Source organism: Bifidobacterium sp. ESL0784, from assembly GCF_029433295.1.
In the GTDB taxonomy this organism is placed as follows: domain Bacteria; phylum Actinomycetota; class Actinomycetes; order Actinomycetales; family Bifidobacteriaceae; genus Bifidobacterium.
Genome location: NZ_JAQTHV010000001.1, coordinates 513,776 through 536,265, shown reverse-complemented (window position 1 = coordinate 536,265; position 22,490 = coordinate 513,776). Strand labels below are relative to the sequence as shown.

17 protein-coding genes are annotated in these 22,490 nt (G+C 57.2%); 5 read left to right on the top strand and 12 right to left on the bottom strand.

The window, feature by feature from the left end; genetic code table 11:
• Positions 1 to 40: 40 nt before the first annotated feature.
• From PT279_RS02015 to PT279_RS02005, 3 genes are all read right to left on the bottom strand, one after another.
• Positions 41 to 943: a dihydrodipicolinate synthase family protein gene (locus tag PT279_RS02015; protein ID WP_277164952.1), complete on the bottom strand. Its 903-nt coding sequence runs from the start codon at positions 941 to 943 to the stop codon at positions 41 to 43.
• A gap of 98 nt (positions 944 to 1,041) precedes the next feature.
• Entirely contained in the window at positions 1,042 to 2,367 is a 1,326-nt protein-coding gene (locus PT279_RS02010) for an enolase C-terminal domain-like protein (protein ID WP_277164950.1), read from the bottom strand.
• Positions 2,368 to 2,446: 79 nt separating this feature from the next.
• Positions 2,447 to 3,790, bottom strand: a complete 1,344-nt coding sequence (locus tag PT279_RS02005; protein ID WP_277164948.1) for an enolase C-terminal domain-like protein — start codon at positions 3,788 to 3,790, stop codon at positions 2,447 to 2,449.
• Between the two features lie 191 nt (positions 3,791 to 3,981).
• On the opposite strand from PT279_RS02005, the gene PT279_RS02000 reads away from it, so the two are divergent.
• Entirely contained in the window at positions 3,982 to 5,133 is a 1,152-nt protein-coding gene (locus tag PT279_RS02000; protein ID WP_277164946.1) for a sugar diacid recognition domain-containing protein, read from the top strand.
• Positions 5,134 to 5,230: 97 nt separating this feature from the next.
• Here the strand turns inward: PT279_RS02000 and PT279_RS01995 are convergent, their stop codons facing one another.
• Positions 5,231 to 6,529 carry an SLC13 family permease gene (locus PT279_RS01995; RefSeq protein WP_277165224.1) on the bottom strand — a complete coding sequence of 433 codons (1,299 nt, stop codon included), beginning with the start codon at positions 6,527 to 6,529 and terminating at the stop codon, positions 5,231 to 5,233.
• Positions 6,530 to 6,795: 266 nt separating this feature from the next.
• Between PT279_RS01995 and PT279_RS01990 the strand changes: the two genes are divergently transcribed.
• The gene (locus PT279_RS01990) at positions 6,796 to 7,308 is read left to right on the top strand and encodes a GNAT family N-acetyltransferase (RefSeq protein ID WP_277164944.1); all 513 of its coding nucleotides are present in this window, start codon (positions 6,796 to 6,798) and stop codon (positions 7,306 to 7,308) included.
• Between the two features lie 190 nt (positions 7,309 to 7,498).
• Here the strand turns inward: PT279_RS01990 and PT279_RS01985 are convergent, their stop codons facing one another.
• Entirely contained in the window at positions 7,499 to 8,518 is a 1,020-nt protein-coding gene (locus tag PT279_RS01985) for an A/G-specific adenine glycosylase (RefSeq protein WP_277165222.1), read from the bottom strand.
• A 496-nt stretch (positions 8,519 to 9,014) separates the two neighbouring features.
• On the opposite strand from PT279_RS01985, the gene PT279_RS01980 reads away from it, so the two are divergent.
• Positions 9,015 to 9,674, top strand: a complete 660-nt coding sequence (locus PT279_RS01980) for a tRNA (cytidine(34)-2'-O)-methyltransferase (RefSeq protein WP_277164942.1) — start codon at positions 9,015 to 9,017, stop codon at positions 9,672 to 9,674.
• Between the two features lie 221 nt (positions 9,675 to 9,895).
• Here the strand turns inward: PT279_RS01980 and PT279_RS01975 are convergent, their stop codons facing one another.
• Both PT279_RS01975 and PT279_RS01970 read right to left on the bottom strand, forming a co-directional pair.
• On the bottom strand, positions 9,896 to 11,260 hold the full coding sequence (locus PT279_RS01975) for a PFL family protein (protein WP_277164940.1): 1,365 nt from the start codon (positions 11,258 to 11,260) through the stop codon (positions 9,896 to 9,898).
• A gap of 14 nt (positions 11,261 to 11,274) precedes the next feature.
• Complete coding sequence (locus tag PT279_RS01970) at positions 11,275 to 11,547, bottom strand: ACT domain-containing protein (protein WP_277164938.1); 273 nt, start codon at positions 11,545 to 11,547, stop codon at positions 11,275 to 11,277.
• Positions 11,548 to 11,800: 253 nt separating this feature from the next.
• Here PT279_RS01970 and PT279_RS01965 point away from each other — a divergent pair, with 253 nt between their 5' ends.
• Positions 11,801 to 12,709, top strand: a complete 909-nt coding sequence (locus PT279_RS01965) for an AraC family ligand binding domain-containing protein (protein WP_277164936.1) — start codon at positions 11,801 to 11,803, stop codon at positions 12,707 to 12,709.
• 117 nt (positions 12,710 to 12,826) lie between these two features.
• On the opposite strand, the gene PT279_RS01960 is transcribed toward PT279_RS01965, so the two are convergent.
• A complete protein-coding gene (locus tag PT279_RS01960; RefSeq protein WP_277164934.1) occupies positions 12,827 to 15,124 on the bottom strand; it encodes an alpha-galactosidase in 2,298 nt (765 codons plus the stop codon).
• A gap of 520 nt (positions 15,125 to 15,644) precedes the next feature.
• Between PT279_RS01960 and PT279_RS01955 the strand changes: the two genes are divergently transcribed.
• Positions 15,645 to 17,177: a glycoside-pentoside-hexuronide (GPH):cation symporter gene (locus PT279_RS01955; protein ID WP_277164931.1), complete on the top strand. Its 1,533-nt coding sequence runs from the start codon at positions 15,645 to 15,647 to the stop codon at positions 17,175 to 17,177.
• A gap of 57 nt (positions 17,178 to 17,234) precedes the next feature.
• On the opposite strand, the gene PT279_RS01950 is transcribed toward PT279_RS01955, so the two are convergent.
• The 4 genes from PT279_RS01950 to galK all read right to left on the bottom strand — a co-directional run bounded on the left by PT279_RS01950 (position 17,235) and on the right by galK (position 22,448).
• Positions 17,235 to 18,434: a hydroxymethylglutaryl-CoA synthase gene (locus PT279_RS01950; RefSeq protein ID WP_277164929.1), complete on the bottom strand. Its 1,200-nt coding sequence runs from the start codon at positions 18,432 to 18,434 to the stop codon at positions 17,235 to 17,237.
• A gap of 33 nt (positions 18,435 to 18,467) precedes the next feature.
• Positions 18,468 to 19,736 (bottom strand): hydroxymethylglutaryl-CoA reductase, degradative, encoded by a 1,269-nt coding sequence (locus tag PT279_RS01945; RefSeq protein ID WP_277164927.1) that lies wholly within the window; start codon positions 19,734 to 19,736, stop codon positions 18,468 to 18,470.
• Positions 19,733 to 20,908 carry a thiolase family protein gene (locus PT279_RS01940; RefSeq protein WP_277164925.1) on the bottom strand — a complete coding sequence of 392 codons (1,176 nt, stop codon included), beginning with the start codon at positions 20,906 to 20,908 and terminating at the stop codon, positions 19,733 to 19,735. The genes PT279_RS01945 and PT279_RS01940 overlap by 4 nt, the downstream gene beginning before the upstream one ends.
• A 274-nt stretch (positions 20,909 to 21,182) precedes the next feature.
• The gene (galK, locus tag PT279_RS01935) at positions 21,183 to 22,448 is read right to left on the bottom strand and encodes a galactokinase (RefSeq protein ID WP_277165220.1); all 1,266 of its coding nucleotides are present in this window, start codon (positions 22,446 to 22,448) and stop codon (positions 21,183 to 21,185) included.
• Between the last annotated feature and the right edge of the window lie 42 nt (positions 22,449 to 22,490).

Sequence of the window (22,490 nt, the reverse complement as noted above, 5' to 3'; positions counted from 1 at the left end):
TGCCTGTTGCCGATTACCTATCGTAATATATTCAAACAGCTCAGGATAGGTATCCAGCTTCGCGCATGGCTTTCTTCATCCCATCGAGGGCGGCGCCTGTCGCAGCCTCGGTAGGACGGATGGAAGGACCGACATCCATGCCCATGAGATTGGCCATGTCTTTGGTCGGCGACGGGAAGCTGGCCGCATCCTGCGAGTTGCGTATGGGGTTGAGCTTGAACTGGTCTTCCAGCGAACCCTTATAGTCCCCTTGCTCGAACTTGTCGTAGATGCCGCATACCAGATCCGGATAGATGTTGGCTGTGGAGCATACGGCTCCGGCGCCACCCACGCACAGGCTTGGGTAGACGATGGTGTCCTTGCCGGCGAACACGGCGAAATCGATGTTCCGCGTTTGACGCACCAATTCCTCGATGTTGGTGACATTGCCGCTTGAATCCTTGACCCCGATGATGTTGTCGCAGTCATGGGCCAAACGGACCATGATGTCGACGGGAACCGGATAACCGGCACGGCCCGGGTTGTTGTAGATGAACATGGGCTGCGGAGCGATCGCCTTCGCAATGGTGGAATAATGATGATAAAGCGCTTCTGCTGTGGGCTCGATAAACATCGGCTGCAACACCGAGACCGCAGCAACGCCAAGTTGCGTGGCCCTCTGCGCCAATTCGATGGCCTTGCTTGTACGTATATGGCCAACACCAAACATGACCGGCACCCTGCCCGCGGCCTCATCCTTGATGATCGTGGTCGCAGCGAGCATCTCGTCATCATCGAACATATAGAATTCCGAGTTGCTGCCGAAAGCCAGTATGCCATCGACGCCATGCTCGATGACATAATCGACCTGCTTGCGCAACTTGGCCTCGTTAATGTTCTCATGCTCATCGACCGGGGTGAGAATCGGAACGAAAATACCTTTAAATGTCTGCTTGTCACTCATGATTTTCAGCTATTCTTCCTGATTTGAGATCGGCCATGGCGGCTTGCCTCCATCCACCGGCATTACGCCGCCATGGCCATATTTTCTTCTGGTCTCGTTCAGCGCACCATCGAAGGACGATGCGGGTCGAACTTCCAGCCCGGAATGAGATACTGCATGCCGACAGCGTCGTCACGGGTGCCGCAATCGTTGTCGACATAGAGTTTGTGCGCCTTTTCGACAGCGTCCCGGTCGACCTCGATGCCCAGACCCGGCACATCGCGGCGAACTTCGATCTCGCCATTCTCGATCTTCGGCGGGTTTTTGGTGAGATACTGACCGTCCTGCCAGATGTAATGGGTATCGCAAGCATTGAGTTTGCCGGGAGCCGCGGCGGCGGATTGTGCCACCATGGCCAGTGAGATGTCGAAGTGGTTGTTGGAATGCACACCCCAGGTGAGGTCCATGTCGTGGCAAAGCTGGGCGACGCGTACGCAGCCCTCCATCGTCCAGAAGTGCGGGTCGGCCAACGGGATGGTGACCGAATCAAGGCGGATGGCCGCCTTCATTTCACGCCAATCCGTATCGCACATATTCGTCGCCGTCGGCAAGCCGGTGATGCGATGGAACTCGGCCATCGTCTCACGGGCCGAGAAACGGCCTTCGGCGCCGCACGGATCCTCGACATAGGTGAGTATGCCGGTCATGTCATTGCACAGGTCGATGGCTTCCTCCAACGACCAGCCCTGGTTCGGATCAAGCGTGATGCGTGCGTCGGGGAAGGCCTTCTTCAGAGCCTTGATGGCCTTGATTTCCTCCTTGCCTTCGAACACACCGCCCTTGAGCTTGAAGTCGTGGAAGCCGTAACGCTCCGTGGTGGCCTTCGCCTGCGCGACGATGGCATCCGGGTCAAGCGCAGGCTCGCGACGGATACGACCCCACTCATCGGAATTGTCGTCATCATGGATATAAGGAAGATCCGTCTTCGTGCGGTCACCGACGTAGAAGAGATAGCTCAGGAAGCGAACATGGTCGCGGACCTGCCCGTCGCCGAGCAACGCGGCCACCGGAACCTCCATATGCTTGCCCAACAGATCGAGCATCGGTGTTTCCACTGCGGTCTGTACGTGGACGGTGGTGCGCAGATCGAAGGTCTGGTTGCCACGGCCGCCCGCGTCGAGGGACGCATACTTGTCGTGAATATTGCGCACGATGTTCTTCCACTGGCTCAAGGGCTGGCCGATGACCATCGGCTTGACCTCGTTCAAGACATCGGTGACCTTCTTCGTTCCCGGAACCTCGCTGATACCCGTATAGCCATCGGTATCCGTCATGATCACGATGTTTCTGGTGAAGAACGGGCTATGCGCCCCGGAGAGATTGAGCAGCATGCTGTCATAGCCTGCTACGGGAATCACTTCCATTGTCTCGATTTTCGGTACCATAATTATTTCCTCCTAAAAAACTTGAAAAAATTGATTATCGGATTGTTGATCCTGTGTTCTGTTCTTGCTTGTCACGCGCTCAGCGCACCAGTGCCGGGCGGTGCGGGTCGTACTGCCAGCCCGGAATCAGGTACTGCATGCCTCTCGCATCATCCCGTGTGCCACAGCCGTTATCGACGTAGAGCCGATGGGCGGCGTCCAGCTTCTCACGGTCAAGATCAATGCCAAGCCCCGGCACATCACGTGGCACCTTGAGACACCCGTCCACGAAGTGAGGCGCCTTCTTGCCCAGATGTTGGCCGTCCTGCCACATGTAATGTGTGTCGCAGGCGTTGATGCGTCCGGGAGCCGCGGCGGCGGATTGTGCCACCATGGCCAGTGAGATGTCGAAGTGGTTGTTGGAATGCACGCCCCAAGTCAAATCAAGGTCATTGCAAAGCTGGGCCACACGGACCGCGCCTTCCATGGTCCAGAAGTGAGGATCAGCCAGCGGGATCGTCACCGAATCAAGACGGATGGCCGCCTTCATCTCACGCCAATCCGTATCACACATATTCGTCGCCGTGGCCAGGCCGGTGATGCGATGGAACTCGGCCATCGTCTCACGGGCCGAGAAACGACCTTCGGGGCCGACAGGATCCTCAACGTAAGTTAGGATTCCGGTCATGTCACGACACAGCCTAAGCGCCTCTTCCATCGACCAACCCTGATTCGGATCGATGGTGATGCGCGCATCGGGGAACCGCTTCTTCAACGCCTTGACAGCCTCGATCTCCTCTTCACCGGGGAAAACGCCGCCCTTGAGCTTGAAGTCATGGAAGCCGAAACGCTCCTGGGCCGCTTCGGCCTGATGAACGATAGCATCCGGGTCAAGCGCAGGCTCGCGACGGATACGACCCCACTCATCGGAGTCATCGTCGTTACGCAAGTAAGGTAAATCGGTTTTATCGGGATCCCCGACATAGAACAGGTAACCCAAGAAACGCACTTCGTCCCGGACCTGCCCATCGCCGAGCAACGCGGCCACCGGAACCTCCATATGCTTGCCCAACAAATCAAGCATCGGCGTCTCGACGCCGGTCAACACATTGGTGAGCTTCTTGAAAATCATGGCATGTGCGGTCTGAACACCGTTGGATCCGGCTTCACTTGCGAGATGTTTTTTGAGCATTTCCTCGCAATCCTGAACGACGCCTTTCCACTGGCTGATCGGCTTTCCCTCGACAAGTGGGACGCAAAGTTCAAGCCGGTGGGCGATGACTTCCCCACCAGGCACCTCGGCCACACCAGTATAGCCATCGCTATCGGTCATCACCACGACGTTACGCGTGAAGAACGGCTCATGAGCGCCGGCCAAATTCAAGAGCATACTGTCGTAGCCGGCTACGGGAACGACCTCCATATGCTCGATTGTCGGTACCATCTTTGTTCTCCTTCGATACAAAGTAAATTCCATTTATATGAAATCCAGAAAACGTTGCGTTATCATTATCCGCTCCGTGCACACCGATACGGCATATTCTATGTGACGAAATGAGAAATTCAGTTTCTCCTGAAACATGTTCCGTGTACCATATAACCAGATAATTTCTCAATCTCCGAGAGGACGACCTCATGGACATCAATCCCAAAATCGCGGAAACGATTGTATCCAACATCAAAGGCGTGCTCAAACACGAAATCAACCTTTTCGACACTTCCGGAACCATCATCGCCAGCACCGACAAATCCCGGATAGGTACAGGCCATGACGGGGCCAGGCTTGCCGTCGCGCTTAAACACACTATCGCCATCGACAACGAACATCAGTTCGAAGGAGCGAAAAACGGCATCAACGTTCCCGTGATGATCAACGGCTCCGTGGTGGCGGTCATCGGCATCACCGGCAAACGCAGCGAAGTGGAGCCTTTCGGCAACATCATCAAGAAAATGACGGAAATCCTCATCCGGGAAAACATCGAGCAGGTCACCCGATTCGACCGCCGTATGACGATGTCCAACCTCATCAACATACTGACCTCGTCAAGTCAGGATCCCGGACTGATCGACTATCTCTCCTCCGTACTTCATCTCGATCTCGACCGTCCCAAATTCGTCATCGTCGGACACGGACAGACCCACGACAACACAATCACCGCCCAGAACAACCGGTTCAACGCCTTAAGCGAGCTGTTCCACGAAATGCCGCAAAGTCTTTTCTCGATGGATACCCAGGAAATCCGCATGCTGATTGACAAAGAGGACGTCCACGACCTCACCAGTTTCCTACGCACAACGCAGGAAAAACTGGCGGAATCAGATCATGACGTCTTCAGATTCGGCATCGCCGACCCAGCCTCATCATGCGAGGCGTATCCACATCAATACGAACAGGCGTGCGAGGCGGCCAACTGGTTGCAGTTCTCACACGAGCAATCCATCGCCTATTACCATGATCTCGACTACGGCGTCTTCATCGCCTCGATTCCGGCCGCGGAAGCAAAACGATTCGTCGATCATGTCTTCAACGGCTTGGACGAGCAACAGATCGAGGATTTCCACACGACCTTTGCCGCCTACCGGGACTTCAACGGCAGTATCATCCACGCCGCGAACAAGCTGTTTCTGCATAAGAACACGCTGCAGAACCGTCTGAACAAAATCGCGTCGGTGACCGGCTACAATCCGAGGATTCTCAAGGATTACACGGTTCTCGACACCGCTTTCACCCTTCGCAGCTATCTTAAGCAAACATCCCCGTCCTACCCCTCGGAAAAGGCCGTATAAAACGGCAATATCGGGCCGTGCCAACAATGAAGGCACGACCCGATAGACTCAAGAGGGATTCTCGGAGCAACACCTCACTCGCAAATCCCAGATTACCTTAGGCCCACAGGGGCTTTGGCAGAAACACTCCGGAGAGCACACCGAAGACCACGATGATGATATTGATGGCCCAAAGCTTCCAGAAGGTGAACTTGATGTGCTGGTCAATGGTGATGCCGGTCAGGTCGGTGGCGATGTAGAGCTGCGGCTGGGCGATTACAGAAATCATGGCGCCGAAGTTCGAGAACAACGTGACGATGACGACGTCCATCGGCACACCGTACTTGGCCGAGAACGCTCCGATAAGCGGCATCAACGCGTAGAACCACGTATCGTTGGTGAACAAGAGCATAAGCGGCGTGGCAAACAGCGCGATGATGATGTAGAAGTAAGGTCCGATAGCGGAAGGCACGATGGCCATCAGCGCCTTGACCATGGCATCGAGCATACCGCTCTCCTGCATCACACCTACGACGACGCCGGAAAGCAGCACCGCCGGGGCCACAGGGAAGAGCGAAGATGCATATTTCTTCAGCAGCTTGGTCTGCTGACCCTGATCGGGGAAGTTGATGGCGAGCGCCACCACCAGGCCGAACGCGAAGACGTAGTACTGCGGAATGGTCTGGAAAGCGATCAGTACGAAGATGAGGAACGCGGTGAGCAGAAGATTCCACCAGAAACGGTTGTGGCGGGTCAGCTCGGTGTCCTTGAACTGGCTGAGCAGCTCTTCATTGCTGATTTCGACTTTCTCAGTGGTGTTCTTGCGCGCGCGGATACCGAAATAGACGGCGACGGCGAGCAGGACGATAAGCATGAAGATCTGGACGGGAACGTATTTGAGGAACAGCCTGGTGGATACTCCCGAACCGCTCATCAGGCTTGCGGCCCTCAGTATCTTCGGGTTCCAAGGGGTGTTGCTCATCACCAGGATGGCCACGCAGATAAGGAATGGCAGTATGCGTTTATCGATATGGAACTTCTCGAAAAGCGGCAACATCAGCGGGACCGTGATAAGGAAGACCGAGGTGACCGAGCCATCCAGCTCGCAGATGCACGCGACGATGACCGTCAGCACGCAGATGATGGGCGCGGAGATCTTGACGTGTCGCATCACCGCCTTGACGATATCGTCGAACAGACCAGTATCCGACATCAACATGAAATAAGGCAAGGAGAACATCATCATCAGCGTGATGCTGTATGTCTTGCCGATACCGGACGTGATCCATTTGCCCATATCTAGGAAAGCCGTATGGGTAATCGCCATGGCAACGAAGCCGGCGATAACAGGAATCACCGTAAACGCGAGAAGAATGTTCATCTTCTTCTTCAATAGGACAACGGTAATAAGAATCATCGTTGCGAAGCCAAGTATAGCCAACCAAATATTCACTGCACTGACCCTTCCAATCGTCGACTCATCGGCGGCCGCTTCATAGCTCGCAGCTCGATAAGCCTTTAGTATTTCTACTTTGAATTCGCAACGTTCTCTATACAATAGAATCGTAAATATCGATTATTCTATCAAGAGTCTAAAGCACAAATTAGCCTATTCGATACCTACTCAAAATGGTACAGAGAACAGTGATGAGAGGAACGTAGATTCGTATGCTTAGGAACAGGATGCAACGGATTGCTTCATCCACGGTACAGCGTCGTCACCATGAGTCCACGACGAAACACACCAACGCTCAGGAGGGATCGCCTATGATAAGACCAGCAGAAACGTCAGATCTGAAAGCCGTTTATCACATCGTCGGAGAAACGAGTCCATGCAAACTTGATTTCCAGATGTTTGCCCGCACCTATATCAGCCAACTCGAGAATTTCGACCACAAACTTGGCATTTGCGAGGAGAACGGCGAAGTAGTTGGCTTCGTCGGAGTGCTCTGCACTTGGCAGCTTTACATGGGCGATCGAGTGGCCGAAATCAAGGACCTCGCCGTTGATAAGGCGCATCAGGACCATGATGTGCGTGGTGAGCTCCTGGCCTGGGCCGAAAAAGTCGCACGTGAAAGCGGATGCGGCAGAATCAGCATGTGCTCGGTGGTCAAGCACGAGGACAGCCACAAATTCTACGAAGACCACGGATTCAAGAAGATCTTCTACCGTTTCGACAAGAACATCGCCGAATAGCCTTTAACACAGGTTTCTTTCCTTCAAGGCCGGCCTCTTCTGCACACGCAGTCGAGGCCGGTCCTTTTTGCTTGGAACACACTTTGTCTGGAACGCAGATAATTGAGACACAGACAATTGGCGCACCGAAAATTGAGGAAATGGCGAAATGATTCGCAAGCGCAATATTGAACGGCCGAAGCGAAGGATCTTATCGCGGCAAACTCAGCGAACCGTCTGGACTGATCTCGATGAGGCCGTCCTCATCCAAGCTGGCGATGCAGGCGTCCAGCTGAATCTGATCGTCCCAGAGCTTTTCGACTGCGGCTCGTGAAAGGGACACACCTTCACCAGTCGCATTTTTCCCAGCCGGCCGACTATTTTTGCCCTGTTTCACTGTTGATACCGCTTCGACGACGTCATAGTCTGCGTTTTTCTTCTGCGTCGGGGCGATATCGGAATCATTGCCGGACGACACCTCTTCCGGCGACGAAACCGCGAGCGCACGCAAGGCGTTGAGGACGATGCCGCGCACCTGACGGTTCGTGCCCTTGAAGCTTTGGCACGGACGGGTGCGCCTCTCCCCCATATGCGGGCAACCGGCGGCATAAAAGCGACTGTGCGAGGCCCACGGATCCTCGTCGATCTTCGGGTTCTTGGCGGTGCAGACCAGCGCGCCCAGCTCGATCAGCGCCTCGTTCCAAATCACGCTTTCCTCGGGATTTCGCGGCAGCACGGCGTTCGCCAGCTTTCGTTCCTCCGGTTTGGTGGCACCGCCGAAGGATTCCTCGCCCTTGAATGTGCGCCAGAGCACGCGGCGGACATTCGTGTCGAGGACGGCGATGCGCTCGCCGAACGCGAAGCTCATCACCGCGCTGGCCGTGTAATCGCCGATGCCGGGAAGGGCGGTAAGTTCGTCATACGTTTTCGGAAGTTGGTTGTGATATTGTTCGGCGACCACTTTGGCACATTCCTGAAGACGCAACGCACGCCTTGGATAGCCGAGCCTGCCCCAAGCGGTGATGACCTCGGCCGTGCTTGCCTTGGCAAGGCTTGCGGCGTCGGGCCAGACATCCATCCAATTGTTCCAGTACTGTACCACCCGGCTCATCTGCGTCTGCTGGCTCATCACTTCGGAAATGAGGATGCCCCACGGCGTCGTGCGGCCGAATCGCCACGGCAGATCGCGTGCGTTCTCGTCCCACCACGAGAAGAGCTCCTGCTTCATCATCTCGAGTTCGGCGGCGCTGAAGCCCTCAACCACTTCGTGAGAGTCTTCGCCAGCTTTCGTCATGTTCATTTCCTTATCAACCATCCGCACCATTTTGCACTGAAGCCGCTACAGTCGCGCGAAACGCGTAATCCGCACAATTCATAATCGCCGATGCCTTAGAAACGCCACGCACAGGCCTTTCTTACAGCACGGAATAGAGAATCCCGGCATTTCGCGTATCAATACTGTGAACACGCAACGCAGAACACCTTTTTCATCGCATTTTCGCTTCCCTACTGCATTTTGCGAAATATCGGAAAAGAGAATGGCGGAATTCCAACATTCTTCATCATCCCATTTCAGCGATCCGTAGCAGGGAACGCATAAAACCGCACCATATGGCTTCCCTGCTATTCGATACGCGCTCAAAGGCATCGGTGGCGCAGCGATGATCCGGAAATAACCGAAAACCGAGAAAGTGCACGGTGTCGCTTCGCGGAGATAGTTTTGAATCATGACAGACGTAGCGCAGGCGGCGGGAAACGCCGAAAATCCAGAAAACAAAGTCACCGACATGTATGAATACGGCTATCGCAAGTCCAATTACGGGCCCGACGAGCTCGTGACCGACGCGCACGGCAACCCGATCAGCGTGGTTGACGCGATGATGAGCGCCAAGGACGCCAGCGAGGCCAAAACGGTGACGCCGCACCTGTGCTACTACTCCCCGCGCATCCCCGGCAACACCGGCTCAGCCATCCGTCTGTGCGCCGTGACCGGAACGATCCTGCATTTGGTGGAACCGCTCGGATTCAACCTCAAAGACACCAAGCTGCGCCGCGCCGGGCTTGATTACCACGACATGGCCCACGTCGTGCTGCACCCCGACTTCGATGACTTGGTGAAGTCCATGCCCGATTCGCGCATCATCGCGTTCACCGCACACGCCACCAAGCTTTACACGGATATCGAATACAAGCCGACCGACATCCTGCTTTTCGGCCCAGAGCCGGGCAACATTCCCGACCCGATGGACATCATGGCCGGCCCGCACGTCGCCGAGCAGGTGCGCCTGCCGATGCGGCCTTCCTTGCGTTCGCTCAACCTTACGAATTGCGCCTCCATCGCTATCTACGAGGCCTGGCGTCAACTCGGCTTCAAAGGCGGAGAATAATTGAGAATCAGCCTTTAGATATATTTGACTTGTCGGTTGGAGTCGTCTCACCTCGGGGCATCAGCCCGGGTCTTCAAAGCTTCGCTCCGTTGGGCTTCACCGGTAGGGCGTTTTTCTTATTTTTTCGTCCTCTTATATTACGAAGTTGGGCCGCTGATTATCTTCAGTGGCCCAATCTTATCAATTACGGTACTTAAAACTTATATCACCATTCACAACGCTCAGTTCTTGAAGCTGTGGATCGGGGCGGGGATGCGGCCGCCACGGGTGACGAAGGCCTCGCAGGAGGTCTGGTTGACCGGGATGATCGGGGCGTAACCCATGAGGCCGCCGAAATTGGCCACTTCGCCGACGCCTTTGCCGTAGACGGGGATGACGCGAACGGCGGTGGTCTTCTGGTTGACCATGCCGATGGCAGCTTCGTCGGCGATAATGCCGGAAATCGTGGAGGCCGTGGTCTCGCCTGGAATCGCAATCATGTCAAGGCCAACCGAGCAGACGCAGGTCATTGCCTCCAACTTTTCGATGGTCAAGCAGCCTGAGGCAGCCGCGTCAATCATGTTCTTGTCTTCCGAGACCGGAATGAACGCGCCGGAAAGCCCGCCGACGTAGGAGGAGGCCATGATGCCGCCCTTCTTCACCTGGTCGTTCAACATCGCGAGCGCCGCGGTGGTGCCGGGAGCGCCGACCTGGTCGAGCCCGATTTTCTCGAGCACTTCACCCACTGAATCGCCGACGGCGGCGGTGGGAGCCAGTGACAGATCGATGATGCCGAAGGGCACCCCGAGCCGTTTCGAGGCCTCCTGCGCGACCAGCTGACCGACTCGAGTGATCTTGAAGGCGGTGCGTTTGATGGTCTCGCACAAAAACTCGAAATCCTTGCCTTTGGCTGCGTCCAATGCGCGAGAAACCACGCCGGGCCCGGAAACGCCGACATTGACGACCACGTCGCCTTCGGTGACCCCATGGAAGCCGCCGGCCATGAATGGGTTGTCGTCCGGGGCGTTGCAGAAGGCCACGAATTTCACGCAGCCGTAGCTGTCATTGCTGCGTGTGGCGTAGGCGGTGTCTTTGACGACATGGCCCAAAAGCTCGACGGCATCCATGTCAATGCCAGTCTTGGTGGAGCCGACGTTGACCGACGAACAGACGATATCGGTTTGCGATAACGCCTGCGGAATCGATTCGATGAGCATGCGCTCGGCCGGAGTCATCGACTTGGAGACCAGCGCGCTGTAGCCGCCGATAAGGTCTACACCGACTTGTTTGGCCGCACGGTCGAGCGCGTGCGCGATCTTGACGAAATCGGCCGGCGATTTGCAGGAGCTGGCGCCCACCAGCGCGATCGGCGTGACGGTGATGCGCTTGTTGACGATCGGGATGCCAAAGTCGCGTTCGATGGCCTTCCCGACCTTCACCAGATCGTGCGCCTTGTCGGTGATCTTGTTATAAATATTGTCGCAGACCGTATCCACGTCGGCGGCGGCGCAGTCGAGCAGCGAAATGCCCATGGTAATCGTACGCACGTCGAGCTTTTCCTGCTCGATCATCTGATTGGTCTCGTGGACCTCCATAATGTTCAGCATTGTTCGCTCCCCAATCAGACCCGGTGCATGCTAGTGAAGATTTCCTCGCGCTGGCAGCGGATGCGCACGCCGATCTTGTCGCCAAGAGCCTCGAGATCGTCGACCAACGCCGAGAATTCCTCATCGGACTTGCCGTAATCGACGATCATCATCATGTTGAAGAACCCTTCGATGATGGTCTGCGAGATGTCGAGAACGTTGACCTTGTGCTGCGAAAGGTAGGTGCAGACCTGCGCGATGATGCCGACCGTGTCCTGCCCGACCACCGTAATGACCGCTTTATCCATGTGGACTCCTTAAAACCGATGTGCGAAACCGCCGGTGGCAAACGCGCGCCAACCGATTCCCAAGTATAAATGAATGCGCGATGCGGGCGGTCACGATGTCCGCGAATAAACGCGAAATGGCCAATAAACGGACATCCGCAACACACAAAACCGACGTCGTCGGATGCTTTGACCCATAGCAGTCGCCTGCGGTAATGATAGATTGGGACAATAGACAATACGATGATAGTTGGCACCATCTGATGGAGCAGGCATGGAACATTCGCTGTTTCTGGGAACGAAAAGCAAACGTGACGGGGCTTCCCTTGCCTTCTCCTATTGCGGGATATCACAAACCGAGGCAGGACATTCCTACGGCCCTTCACTGACCGACAGCTGGGTGTTCCACATCGTGCTGAGCGGCACCGGCGAGGTGCATACCTCCAGCGAGACATACCGGCTCGGCGCCGATGACGGTTTCCTGATCCATCCCAACGACATCACCCGCTATCAGGCGTCCCGGGACACGCCTTGGGCCTATCTTTGGTTCGCGATGAAAGGCGACGCGATACCCGAATACCTTGATGCAATGGGGTTCTCGCACAACACCGTCGCGTTTTCGGTGGACCGGAGCACACCGTTTCTGCGCGTTCTTTCCTCGGCGCTCTATCATACCTCCGACAACATCGCCGACCAGCTCGAACTCGATGCGCTGGCCAACCATTTCCTTTCAACCTTGAGCCGGCATCTCAATTCGGTCGATCAGAACGGTTTCCCCAACCAACTGAGCGAGATCGTCAAACGGGCGATATCGGTCATCCACAATGAATGGCATCCGGGCATCACGGCGGGCTGGGTCTCCAGACGCATCAACGTTGACCGCAGTTATCTTTCGCGTCTTTTCCACAAGGAAACGAACATCACACTCAAAAACTACATCGACCGGATGCGGCTTTCACACGCGCGCGACCTGCTCGGCATGACCGACCTGAGCGTCGCGGAAATCGCCGCGGAATGCGGGTTCAACAGCGAGGAAGCCCTTACCCGCAGTTTCCATGAAACCCAGTCAATGACGCCAACCGAATTCAGACGTTCCCGCAACGGAGTCGTCAACAATCTGGGTATCGGCATCAATTTCCTGCGTGCCGCATTCAATGCCGACGCCGGACTCGAGGACGACTGAAGGTAACCAAACGTCAATGCCGATGCCCGGCGACCGCTTGGCGTGGCTGTCTGTCGCCGCCCTCAGCATGAGCCCAGCAGGCATTCAACTTGAACCCAACAGGAACTCAGCAGAAACTTAGCACGCGCTCAGCACAAACAGCCTTGAGTCGAAATCATGCGGGTCCCCGAGGCTGTTGACGCCGCCCGCCTCGGCGGATGAGGAAGCCGAGGCATCGGTGGAGATCATGCCGATTCTCATCAGCTCGTCGCCGCCGAAGGTCAGGCCGTTGATGGTGCTCGCCCCTCCCCTGACTGCAATCCGATAGCGAAGCGCGGGGTCAAGGCCCTGCAGATACAGGCGGGTAAACGGCGACATCGGATGTTCGAGCATGCGATAGTCCCCGACGATGGCCTGCCTGCGATCCTTGGAGACCACCATCCACGCCATGCAGTCATTGCGCCGTGAATCTCTCTCAAATGGCGAAACCAAGCGGTAGAAGTCACCTTGATGGATCAGCTCACGATTTTGCTTGAAGAAGGCCACGTCATCCGCGACCTGTTTGAATTCCTCCTCACTCAATACCGCTGGGTCAAGTTCGTAACCGAAGGTGCCGAACATGGCGACGTTGGCGCGGGTGTTCATCGAGACCTCGCGGCCGGTCTGGTGGTTGGGAACGATCGAGACGTGCGAGCCCATGGAGCTCAGCGGGTAGAACATACTGGTGCCGTATTGGATGGACATACGCTCCACCGCGTCGGTATCGTCGCTTGTCCAGATCTGCGGGGCGTAATAGAGCATGCCCATGTCGAAACGGCCGCCGCCCGAAGCGCAACCTTCGATAATCAGATCCGGGAAGGCTTCTAGCAATCGTTCGTGCAGCTGGTAGACGCCGAGGATATAACGGTGGAAGATCTCGCCCTGATGCTCGGCGCCGCGCGTCGCGTCAAACGCCTCGGTGATGTAGCGGTTCATATCCCACTTGATATAACCGATGTTCGCGCTGGAAAGCACCGTATGCATCTGCCGGTAGATCTCGTCGACGACGTCCGGGTTCGTGAAGTCGAGCACGTATTCATTGCGCCCGTGGCTGGCCCTGCGGCCAGGCGTGTGAAGCATCCATTCCGGATGGGCGCGGTAGAGCTCGGAATCCTTGTTGACCATCTCGGGCTCGAACCAGAGACCGAACATCATGCCCAGCCCATTGATGCGCTCGGCGAGTCCGTTGAGCCCGTGCGGCAGACGCTCAGGGTTGGGCGTCCAATCCCCAAGCCCTGCGGTGTCGTTGTGCCGATTGCCGAACCAGCCGTCATCGAGCACAAACAGCTCCACTCCGAGCTTTTGCGCCTGTCCGGCTATGGAAAGCAGCGCCTTTTCGTCGAAATCGAAATAGGTGGCCTCCCAGTTGTTGATGAGCACCGGACGCTCCTTGTCGCGCCACGGGCCACGCACAAGATGGCGGCGCACAAGGTCGTGGAAAGCATGGCTCATGCCGTTGTAGCCCTCGCAGGTGTATACAAACACCGCTTCGGGGCTTTGGAAGCTGGAACCGGGCTCAAGATGCCAAGTGAAGCCGAAATCCGCGATGCCCATCTGCACTCTTGAAACGGCGAAGGGATCGACTTCGACGTGCGCCTCGAAATTGCCGGAATAGACGAACGCGGCGCCTATGACCTCGCCGTGGGATTCCGTGGCATCAGGGCGGGCCAGGGCGAAGGCTGGATTGTGGATATGGCTCGAGGCCGACCCGCGCAACGAGCCTATCTGCTGGATGCCCGGGTGCAGCCGGCTGGTTACGATGCTTCGCTCGCGGGCCCATGAGCCGGTGAGCTGGGTGAAAACGTAATCGTCGTCGGGCAGGTCGAGGCTCAGACTCATCAGCCGCTCGATATCGACGGCCTGGTCGCCTTCGTTGCGCAACGTTATGCTCCGGGTCATCACCGGCAGATCCGCAAACATCGTGTACATCAGCGTGGCCTTCACACCCGTAGGCTCGTCGCCAAGATCGATCGAAAACGTCACCGCCTCGTTTTCCCGATCGACATAGGTGGCCGGCAGGCCCTCGAGTTTCGGCTTGCCTTTGCCGATGCGGTAGCCGTCGAAACGGAAGTCGGTGATACGCGAACCGTTGGGCTGGGCCATACTTATGGCTGGCATGCGGTAATCGCTGGTACCGTATTCGGGAAATTCCTGCCGCAGGTGCTCAAGCGAATAGACCAGATTGCCCTCGATCGGGCACGAAGCTGTGGACCGACGCTGCATCTCAATCAGATAGCCGAAATCATCCTGGTCCCGCACAGCGGCCCCATAATACAATTGTAAGAGTTTGCCTTCGCCGTTCACCGCGATGATGTAGCTCACCTGACCATTGGTCAGATGGAACTGCCTACCATCGTCGTGAACAAACACCCGTGCCTCGCCATATGAGGATTGCATACGTTGTCTCCTTTGATCGGCCTGCCGCCGCTGACCCATATCGGGGTGTACGACGAAACAAAACGCCTCAACTATGCATTGTTCTATACCGACCCTGTCGATGAAAGCGATATCGGTGTCTTCCTCCCGCGATTTTGTGACCGGACAGGGCGCCGCCAAGCCGTCTGAAGCGCGTCTAGGCCGTTACGAAGTTCCACGAACCATCACAAACAAACAACAAAATCACGCAATCAGCCCACGTCATTGCCGCATCGCCGCGGCTTTGCGGGCACATAATACTTAGGAAAGCTGTTGTAACGAAGCACATATGGCAGTCAATGCGGATCGAAAGGAACACAGCGATGGGCAGGATGAGCTCCAAAACCGGCGATTCATGATTGCCCGGGACATGCAGGGCCGCATGAGGCAGAGGTGCCGGAATGCACGCCCTCGAAGACGCAAGAAGAAAGACAACCTTATTCGAAAGCCATGGGAGCGTAGTGGCACCATCTTTCGCAGACAGAACAAGAAGGGGAACAACATGAGCAAATTAAAGCAATCCATCACTTACGCATTCGGCGCGTTCGGACACGACGCCTTCTATGCGGCATTGACGACGTATTTCATCACCTTTGTCACCAGCCAGCTTCTGGAGACACCGAACGGCGGCCAGGTCAACGCCTGGCTGATCGGGATCATCACCACGTTGGTCGTCACCATCCGTGTCGTGGAGATCTTCTTCGATCCGTTCCTGGGCGCTTTAGTCGACAACACCCACACCCGATGGGGAAAGTTCAAACCGTGGATTATGGGCGGGGCCATCATCAGCTCCATCGCTCTGGTGCTGATCTTCTCCAATTTCTTCGGACTCACCGCAACCCACCCCATTGTCTATCTGGTGCTGTTCGTCATCGTGTTTGTCATCGCCGACTTCTCCTATTCCGTGCTTGACGTCGCGTTCTGGGGTCTGCTGCCATCGCTGAGCCTGGACTCCGATTCCCGCGCGAGCATCAGCTCCATCGCCCGCTTCGGCTCGACTTTGGGCGGCACCGGCGTCGCCGTGGTTCTGGTACCGCTTAATGTCTGGTTCTCCCACATCTTCGCGCATACGCAAGGCAGCGAACAGACCCGCGCCGGCTGGCTCGGATTCGCCATCGTGATCGCCGCGCTCTCGCTTGTCGGCGCACTGCTCACCTGCTGGGGCACTCAAGAGGGGCAGGACGCCATCAGGAAGAACACCCAGAAGACCTCGTTCCGCGACATCTTCCGTATCATCGGCAAGAACGATCAGCTGATGTGGACGGCCCTGGCCTATCTGCTCTTCGCCTTCGGGTTCTCCACAACCAATTCCATGATCGTCTATTACTTCCGTTACGTTCTGGGCAAGCCGGAATCGTATTCGCTGGTGGGTGTGGTCGAAGCCGTGCTGGGCATCCTCGCCGTTGTCAGCTTCCCCACCCTGCAACGTCTCGTCACCCGCAAGCGCGTCTACCTGTATTCCGTCGTCATCGAAGTGGTGGGCTATATCCTCTTCATCTTCTCCGGGCGCAGCGTGACGCTGGCCTTGGTGGCGACCGGCCTGTGCTATGTGGCGCAACCGCTGGTGTTCCTGGTGGTGCTCAACACCATCTCGGACTGCGTGGAATACGGCCAGCTCAAGCTGGGAACGCGCAACGAATCCGTCACCCTCACCGTCCGCCCGTTGATCGACAAGCTTGCCGGCTCATTCTCGACGGCTATCGTCAGCTTCGCCGCCGTGTCGGCAGGTATGACCGGTTCGGCCACGGCCGCTGACATCTCGAATACCGGAGTGACCCAGTTCAAAGGTTTCATGCTTTACATGCCGCTGGTCCTCATCGTGATTTCGGCCATCGTCTTCGCGCTGAAAGTCACCCTGACGGAAGGCAGGCATGAGGAAATCGTGAAAAAGCTTGAGACCAAGCTCAGGCCGGAAACCGAGGTCTCCATGGAAGCTTCCGTCGTTCAATCCCCGAGCGGGGACACGGTGGAAGAAACCGCAAGCGTAACGGTGGAATCCAAGCCAAACACTACCGACACGGCAGAGAAGAATTAATGGAAACCAGGTAGGTTACCTGTCTTGCTTTGAAGGCCCATGAGCGGCATCGCAATCTCAGCGATACTGTCGTTCGTGGGCCTTCATTCCCTTCAGATAGTGAGGGGCATCGGCGCTATGATCGCTGCGGCCAAGGTCCTGCTGCGAGCCGTCGGCGACCAGTTGGGCGCTGAACATCGCCTCGTATTCGCTCATGCTCAGGCGCTCGCGATTATCGAGCAAGGCACGGTGGCTTTGGGTATCCAAGCGCTCACGGTAACCGGGCTGCAACGTGCCGAAATAAAGTTCCGCTACGGAACCGGAACCGTAGGAATAGAGACCGATGCGGTCGCCAGGTTTGAGACTTTTATCATTTTCGAGCAGCGAGACCAGAGCGATGTAAATCGAGCCGGTGTAGATATTGCCGACCTCTTTGCCGTAGACGATGCTCTGTTCGAAACGCTCGGTCAGGCGCACGTAATCAGCTTCGTTGATTTTGCCGTTACCCAACGTCCGCAGGCCTTTGCGGCCCATTTTCGAGAACGGGATGTGGAAGAGCAGCGCCTGCAGATTTTCAGGGCTTGCCACACCTTGCTGCTGCGCTTTGTCCCAGAGTTCCTCGAACATGCCGACGTAGACTTCCTCCGAGAACTTGCCGCGTGCGAAGGCGACGGTGGAATAATTTGGACGCCAGAAGTCACCGGTGCTGCGGCTTTCGTAGAATGATTCCGGCTCGATGGCGAGGATGGACGGGTCGCCGGTGACGAGCATCGCCACCGCGCCCGCGCCCTGCGTCACTTCGCCCGGTGTATCGAGGCCGTAACGGGCGATGTCCGAAGCGATGACCAGCGCCTTGCGGCCGGGATGGCTGCGCACGTAATCGCAGGCGAGCTGAATGCCGGCGGTGGCCCCGTAGCAGGCTTCTTTGATTTCGATCGCGCGAAGATCGTCATTCAGCTTCAGCAGGTCTTGCACAAAAAGCGCGGCGGCTTTGGACTGGTCGATGCCGCTTTCCGTGGCGAGAACCAGCAGGCCGATTTCCTGCCGATCGTCGGCTGAAAGCATCGGCTCGGCAGCATTGGCGGCCATGGCGACGATGTCCTGGTCGAGCGCGGCGACCGACATCCTGCTCTGGCCGATGCCGACAAGGAATTTGTTCGGGTCCACGCCCCTCGCTTCGGCCAAATCGACCAAATCGAGATAGTGGTTGGGTGTATAGAAGTTGATTTTGTCAATGCCGACCTTGACATTGTCGGCCTGGTTGGATTCCTGTGTCATGACTCGTCCGTTTCGTGTTTGTTTTTACTGCAATTACTTCAATGTATTACGTAGCTGGGTAAGCAGGTTTGCCGCGGTTTCCAAGCTGGCATGTGCCGGATCGGCGCGAAGCCCCGCCACCACCCGCTCCAGCTCCTCCGGTCTTGCTCCGGCGGACATTGCAAGGCTTTTGAACTGCAGGTTCATATGGCCCTCCTGGATGCCGCGCGTCACGAGCGCGCGCATCGCCGAAAGATTGGAGGCCAGACCAACGCTGGCGACGATGCCCATAAGACGTTCGGTATCAGGATTATGCAACAGCTTGAGGCTCAATTTTGCCATCGGTAGCGTCGATATCGCACCCCCGACGCTGCCCAGCGGCAGAGAGATATCGATACGGCCGACCAGCTGGCAACGCTCTTCGTCGATGGTCCATTTCGTCCAGGTTCTGCGTTGCTCGTTGAGGTCGGCGTAGGCGGCAGCGTTGATGTTTCTGGTGTCGTTGCCAGTGGCGAGCACCGCTGCGTTGATGCCGTTCATGATGCCTTTGTTGTGGGTGGCAGCCCGCAACGGCGAGATTTCGGCGAAACGTGCCGCCGCGACGATACGACGCGCGACCTCAACACCATCCATGTCACGGGTGGGCAGGTTGTCGAAATCGATGCGTGCCTCGGAGCGCGCACGCTGATTTTCCGTATCGTTGGAAAGTATCGCCATCAACAGGTCAAACCCGTCAAGCCGGTCGGCGCAATACCTGGCGACGACTTCGGCGATGGTATTGACCACGTTCGCACCCATGGCATCGCCCGGGTCGATCAGCAAGTCGATTTGCGCAAATCCTTCAGCACTTTTTACCACACTGATCTTGCGCAACCCTCCCCCATGGGTTTCCAGGCTGGGATGCGCGTCACGGGCAACTTTGCGGATTTCCACCTCATGCTCATGCACAAATGTTCGCAGAACCTCGAAATCCTCAGCAATACCGGTAAACACTATCTGCGCCGTGATGCCGTCACGATGCACCGATGTGCGGAAACCGCCGGCGCGGGCGATGCGATGCGCTGCATTGCTGGCGGCGGCGATTACGGAGGGCTCTTCGACCGCCATCGGAACCCGCAGCTTTTCGCCGTCTATGACGAAATGGTCGGCCAAGCCAAGAGGTACCGGGAAATTGCCGATCTGGTTCTCCACCATATTGGCGGCCACCGCGGTCGGCAATGCCGGTTCGTCGCTCAAAATCCGCAGATCATCATCCTCGATCGCGCCTTCGGTACGCAGTTGCGCAAGCCGATCCGCCGTGGAAAGCTCGTAGAATTTCGTCATCGTATGTTCTCCACCTCCATGGCCACGCCCTGACCGCCGCCGACGCACAACGCCGCGACGCCGAGCGCCTTGCCCGTGCGGCGCAGGTTATGGACCAGCGTGGTCAATATCCTCGCCCCGGAAGCACCAAGCGCATGCCCCAGCGCGAGCGCCCCGCCGGAAATGTTGTAACGTGTCGGGTCGATGCCCAGCTGTTCACGCGTCAGCCACGCTTGGGTGGCGAACGCCTCGTTGACTTCATAGAGATCGATGTCGGCAACCTTCTGCCTGCAGCGTTCCAGCACCTTTTTGATAGCCGGAATCGTGGCGTAGCCCATCTGGTCGGGCCGATAGCCGACCTCGGCGTACCCGCGGATCACCGCCTGCGCCTTAAGCCCGAGTTCGCGGGCTTTGGCCGCCGTGGTCACCACCATCAATGCAGCACCGTCGCTCAGTGGAGACGTATTACCTGCAGTTACGATTCCTTCGACTTCGTAAACCGGCTTCAGCCTGGAAAGCCCTTCAATGCTGGTTTCCGGCCGCATGGTTTCATCGCGTTCAAGCCCGCCGACCGGCAGCACTTCGTCATCGAAATAACCGGCATTCCAAGCCGCAGAGGCCTTGCGCTGGGAATCAACCGCATACTGATCCAAAGACTCACGCTCCACGCCGAAACGTTTCGCCAGATTTTCTGCGGTGACCCCCATGGCGTAGTCACCGAACGCATCGTTGAGCGCATCGTGATGCAGCGTGTCGCTCCAGTGTTCGAAATCGAATTCATTCTTGCCGGTACGACGCGCGAAAGCGGTCGCGTTCGACATGCTTTCGGTTCCGCCGGTCAGCACCACGTTTGCGTCACCCATTGCGATGGCGCTTTGGGCCAGACGGATGGCCTTGAGCCCGGAACCGCAGACCTGATTAATGGTCATGGCAGTACCGACGATCGGCATTCCCGCGCCGAGCTGCACTTGCCGCGCGACGTTCTGTTTGGAGCCGGTGCCGAGCACATTGCCCAGAATCACCTGATCGAAGATTTCCGCGGACAGACCCGAACGTTGCAATCCGCGTTTGACCAGCTCAGTGGCCATATCCACCGCGCTCATTGCGCTCAACCCGCCACGGAATTTACCGGTTGCACTACGCCACGAGGCGGCGATGACCACGTCATCATCACGAATCTGCGTCTCGCTCATCGGGCCGCTCCCACGAATTGCGGGTTCGCCGAATCCCCGAGCCGCTCCAAGTCCAAATCCAACATGCACATAAGCACGATCCTCCTAGCGTTTGTCAGATTAAGCGAGAACCGCTGGGACGCGAAAGGGCTGTGACGGTATCTCCACCAGCGTTCACAGCCCCTTTACGGATATCGCAGGTTCATCACAACTTCAGCAAAATTACCATAAAGTTGTATTGCAATCAGTACTGAGCCCTTGCAATATCATTACAAATTGGATTCGATGATCGTATTTACGCCTCTTTACGCGCAGAATCGGAAGCGACCGCGGCCAAGGCACGGGGTGCATGGAAACCACGATGTGCAAATTCGTCGGCCACAGCCTGGGCCACGGGACGGCCTTGCCCTTTGTCGACCAGCGCAATGATGGAGCCGCCGAAACCACCACCGGTCATGCGGGCGCCGTAGGCTCCGTGTTTACGGGCCACATCCACGGCCACATCCAACTCGGGGACGGTGACCTCGTAATCGGCGGCCAACGAATCGTGGGAGACGTTGAACAGGCGCCCTGCCTCCTTGATATCCCCGGAACCAAACGCCTTCACAAACTCCGGAACGCGCCAGATCTCAGTGATGACATGGCGGACACGCTTCTTCATGGTCTCATCAGGCAGCTTACCGAGCACATCCTGCAACGCGGCCTGCCTGGCATCGCTGTTATCACCGGCACTCTCAAAAATACTGTCAGCAACGACGCGCAGGTTTTCAACGCCAAGCACCTTCGCGGCCTCTCCGCACATGCTGCGGCGGGCCTCGTACTGACCATCGTTGAGCTGGTGGTTCGCCTGCGTATCGACGACCAAAAGCTCCAATCCCAACGAATCCAGATCGAAGGGCTGCTGCGAGACGCTGTGCAGCGCGTCAAGCTCCGGGCGGCAATCCAGAAGCAGCGCATGGTTGGGGGTGCAACGCATGGAAGCGTTCTGGTCAAGGCCACCGGTCGAAGCACCGGCCATGTCGTTCTCGGCTTTTATCGCGGCCTGGATCAGAGTGACACGTCCTTCGTCGCTGCCGCCGAAACCGAGCTTGTAAATGTCGTCAAGCGCGAGCGCCGTGGAGCAGGTCATCGCGGCCGACGAGCTCAGCCCGCCGCCGACTGGCACACACGAGACGAATGCGGCGTCGAAACCTTTCACCGCGTCAAAGCCGGCCTCGCGCAGCGCCCATGCCACGCCAATCGGGTAGGCGGCCCAGCCGTCGACATCCCGGGCCTTCAACCCATCGAGGTCGACCGTCACCGGCTTGTGGCCGCCGAAACTGGAAACGACGCGCACCACGCCGCTTTCCTTCGGGGCGACGGCGATGAACGTGCGGTGCGGCAGGGCGATGGGCAGGCAAAGCCCGGCGTTGTAGTCGGTATGCTCGCCGATCAGGTTCACGCGTCCCGGCGCCGACCACACGCCGGCGGGGGCTTCGTTGAACGTATCGACAAAGAGCTCGGCGACCTCGCCGACCGCATCCTTGGCGTCAAGCGGCTCAAGGTATTGGACATCTCTGATATTGCTCATTTGATTTCCTCCATGACAGAAGTTTGCTTACGA